This window comes from uncultured Microscilla sp. (assembly GCF_947493425.1).
In the GTDB taxonomy this organism is placed as follows: domain Bacteria; phylum Bacteroidota; class Bacteroidia; order Cytophagales; family Microscillaceae; genus Microscilla.
In genome coordinates, this window is record NZ_CANLRP010000320.1 from 1 (window position 1) to 4,111 (window position 4,111).

3 protein-coding genes are annotated in these 4,111 nt (G+C 40.9%); all 3 read left to right on the forward strand.

Annotated features, from left to right (window positions below; translation table 11 throughout):
• Window positions 1-236: 236 nt before the first annotated feature.
• A complete protein-coding gene (locus tag Q0954_RS33095) occupies window positions 237-1,541 on the forward strand; it encodes a sigma-54-dependent Fis family transcriptional regulator (protein WP_299466066.1) in 1,305 nt (434 codons plus the stop codon).
• Window positions 1,519-2,076, forward strand: a complete 558-nt coding sequence (lptE, locus tag Q0954_RS33100; protein WP_299466069.1) for an LPS assembly lipoprotein LptE — start codon at window positions 1,519-1,521, stop codon at window positions 2,074-2,076. The genes Q0954_RS33095 and lptE overlap by 23 nt, the downstream gene beginning before the upstream one ends.
• A 143-nt stretch (window positions 2,077-2,219) precedes the next feature.
• Window positions 2,220-4,111 (forward strand): tetratricopeptide repeat protein (locus Q0954_RS33105; protein ID WP_299466072.1); only part of this gene is annotated, 1,892 nt, incomplete at its 3' end.

The following is a 4,111-nucleotide window of genomic DNA, read 5'->3' on the forward strand; positions in this document are numbered from 1 at the left end:
AATTTTATATTGGAATGAGCGAGGACTTTCAGTCCGCTAGTAAAACCCCTGTACTTTCAGTGCAGGGTGGTTTAGTTAACTTTTAACCTGCCTGTTATCAGAAGGGCAGTCATCACACATTTAAGAAAACAACCATAATGCTTAGTGATAGGTGTGTTAAGGGTTCATGGGGTTTTTAAACAACCTGGTAAACCTGGGAGCTAACACCTAATATTGCACCTTAAAAAAACAAAAGATTGAGACAAGACGAAATTCAAAGTATAAAGCAACGGTTTGGAATCATTGGTAACTCTGCTAAACTCAATTATGCTATTCATGTGGCAGCGCAAGTAGCTCCCACCGAAATGAATGTGCTGATTATGGGTGAAAGCGGTACAGGCAAAGAATCATTTTCAAAAATTATTCATAGCCTTAGCCCCCGCAAACATGGGCAGTTTATCGCCATTAACTGTGGCGCTATTCCAGAAGGAACTATTGATTCTGAGTTGTTTGGACACGAAAAAGGTGCTTTTACCGATGCCAGAGAAGCTCGCAAAGGTTTTTTTGAAGTAACTGATGGTGGAACCATTTTTTTAGATGAAATAGGTGAAATGCCCTTGGGTACTCAGTCACGTTTATTAAGGGTGCTCGAAAACGGAGAGTTTATAAGAGTAGGCTCCAACAAAGTACAAAAAACAAGTGTACGTGTGGTAGCTGCCACCAATGTAGACTTACTAAAAGCTGTAGAACAAAAAAAATTCAGAGAAGATCTCTATTTTCGTTTGAGTACGGTGCCTATTAGTGTACCCGCTTTGCGCGAAAGAGACAGCGACATATTGTTGTTGTTTCGAAAGTTTGCCAGCGATTTTGCCGAAGAGTACCGGGTAAAACCCATCAAGTTGTCAGAAGATGCCAGCCAAGCCTTGGGTAAATACCGTTTTCCAGGCAATATACGCCAACTCAAAAACCTCACCCAGCAAATGTCGTTGCTGGAAATGGAACAAGAGATTAATGTAGAAACCCTTGCCAAATACATTCCTGCTGAAAGTACTGGTGGCCCTCCGGCATTATTGGGCAATAGAGGAGGGCAAGATGATTTCTCAGAAAGAGATTTACTCTACAAAATATTATTTGACATGCGTAAAGATGTCACCGAGTTGAAAAAGCTAGTGTTTGAACTTTTAAACTCAGGCAATTACGGAAGTGTCATTAGTGACCATAAAGACTTGTTTAATGGGATTAACGACGAAAACCCCGCTGAAGCTATATTTGGGCAAGATCGATTGTTACCTTCAGATACTTCTGTGGTAGACAGTAGCAATTTTCAGGATAATAGCGTGATAGAGATAGCAGATCATCTTGATGACCTGGAAGACACGCAAGATATTCAACATGAAGAAGAAAACGATTCTTTATCGCTTGAAGAGCAAGAGAAGGAGTTGATTATCAAAGCCCTGAAAAAAAACAAGAACAAGCGTAAGTATGCAGCCCGTGACCTGGGCATTTCAGAAAGAACGCTCTACCGAAAAATTAAACAGTATGAAATTGAGAAACAGAAGTAAACGCCCTTTGACTTTGAAAAGCCTCTGGCATTATTTCAGCATTTACACTTTGGCAATCATGGTCAGTACTAGCTTACTTAGTGGTTGTTCGTTTAAGTATAGTTTTAGTGGAGCTAGTATTCCGCCTGAAGTAAAAACTCTTTTTATAGCCAACTTTCAGAACGATGCACTAGGGCCAGCCAACCTGGGGCAAGATTTTACCGATAGATTGAAAGAATATTATCAACAAAACTCCTCGCTTGATATTGTAGATAGAAACGGAGACTGGAGCATCTCGGGCAGCGTAACTAATTACTCAGTAGCACCTATTGCCCTTACTGCACAATCGGCAGCAGCCAGCAACCGTTTAACCATTGCGATAAATGTAGTGTTTGAAAGCAAAAAAGATGAAACCAAGAATTTTACTCAAAGTTTCTCACAGTTTGCCGATTTTCCTCAGAACCAAACCTTGTCACAGGTAGAAACTGAGAAAATAAATGAGATTTTTGAAAAATTACTTCTTGACATATTCAACCGTACAGCAGCCAATTGGTAAGCATAGCTTACTCAGTTACAGGTTATTGACAGGTATAAAGTGTCAGGGTTTTGTTTTTTTCTCATAAAATTTTGTAGATTGAGAACCAACCCGGCGGTAGGGTATACCCAATCAAAAAAATAACATCAAAAGAAGGCGGATTTATGAACAAAACGGCATTATTAGATATAATAGAAAATCCTGCTAAAATAAGCAAAAACACCCTCAATGAGTTAGAGGACATAGCAGAACGTTTTCCTTATTTTCAGGCAGTACATGTATTGCTGGCAAAAGGTGCACACGAAAAAGATGCCGTGCTTGCCCCCGGTAAAATACGCCGGGCTGCTATCTATGCCTACAATCGTAACCTGTTGCGGGAGTTGTTGAACCATGACTACGGCAACACACCCGAAATCACACTTGACACAGACACTTCTGAAAGTGACACAGCTTCTTTTTTTGATACTATTAATAATGAGTATGAACCTACCCACCAGACAAGCCGCCTGTCTGACAATGCCTTGGTGATAGATCCTTCGGAAGAACTTGACGAAGATAATGCTTTTGATCTGTACAGAGAAGGAAAGGTAGATGAAGCCAAAAACTACTTTCATAAACTCATTGTTCGTTATCCGGATAAAAGAGAGTATTACCAAAATCAAGCAAACATATTGATGGATGGCGACTACCAGTTTGATGAAGCCTTGCTTGATCAAAAAGTAGATAATAACACTGAAAATGAAGGATTAACAACTACTGAAGAGTTTAACAAAGTGGAAGAAGAAACTCCAGTAAAGGCAGAACGAACAGAGGAGTTGAACAATGAGGTAGACCTGAGTGATAGGGTAGTAATCGATTTGGCAGAAGAGTGGGACGAAAGCGTAGCTTTTGAGTTGTACAACAATGGCAAGGTAGACGAGGCAAAAGTATATTTTGATAAACTAATTATTATTTATCCTGATAAAAAAGAATATTATACTGCACAGGCAAACATATTGATGGATGGCAACTACCAGTTTGATGAAAGCCTGGCAGATAAAGTTTATTTAAAGCCTGCCGAAACCATTGAAGATAGCCAGAATGAAACCGTAGATGAGCTTGCCCAGGAGAAGGCTATACTGCCAGAAGATGTACCTGTGCCAAGTGCGACCGACTTAGGGCACCCCGAATATGTTGATACCTTTGATTTACTGCGAGATGTGGAGCCTGAGGTTAAAGCACAGCTTAAGGTGTCTGAGGACGAGTTGACTGAAGACCTGGCCATCGAGTATTTTGCCAATGGCGAACGCGACCTTGCCGCAGAAGTTTATCAAAAACTGATGCAAAAATACCCTACCCGAAAAGAGTATTTTCAAACCCAGTTTGAGCTATTGACCGAACACCCCGAACTATTTGGAATAGGGGTAGAGAGTGACGAAATAGCCACTAATGAAAGTAGTCATAATGACCAAAAAAACGAAGAAAATAAGCAGGTAGAAGTATCGAAACCTACCCACAATGGTAAAGAAATAAGTCGATTGTCGGAGCACACTATAGAGGTGAATTTACCCGATGGCTATATTTTATTCAACCCTCTACTTTTGTCAGATCCTTTTGAGTGGGTGAGAGACGAAAATCTGACTATAGATGCTTTTGACATAGTGAGAGGCTCTTTAGAGTTTGATATAACTCCTCAGATAAAACACCAGGATGTGCAAGAACCTTTGCCTTTGGTTGCCCCTTTAGAAGCAGATGCTGAAGACGAAGAAGAGGAGCAAGTCTTGCACGAAGAGGATGCAGTATCAGGTATTCCTAATGAAAACGACATTACTGTAGAAGAAGGTGTTGATTTATTTGATGATTTACGTGATTGGGAATCTGCGGCCTTGGCTGGTGCTCCACATACTGAAGGTGACGACTATGACTTGGATTTATTTGAATTAGTAAGACATTGGGAGGCGGAGCAAATTGCCGGCAAGGTAGTGCACGATGAGCAGGTGGAAGACGGTTTTGACGCCTTTGAAGCGGTACGTGGTTGGGAGAGCGAACAGATCGAGGGCAAGGTAGTGCACGATGA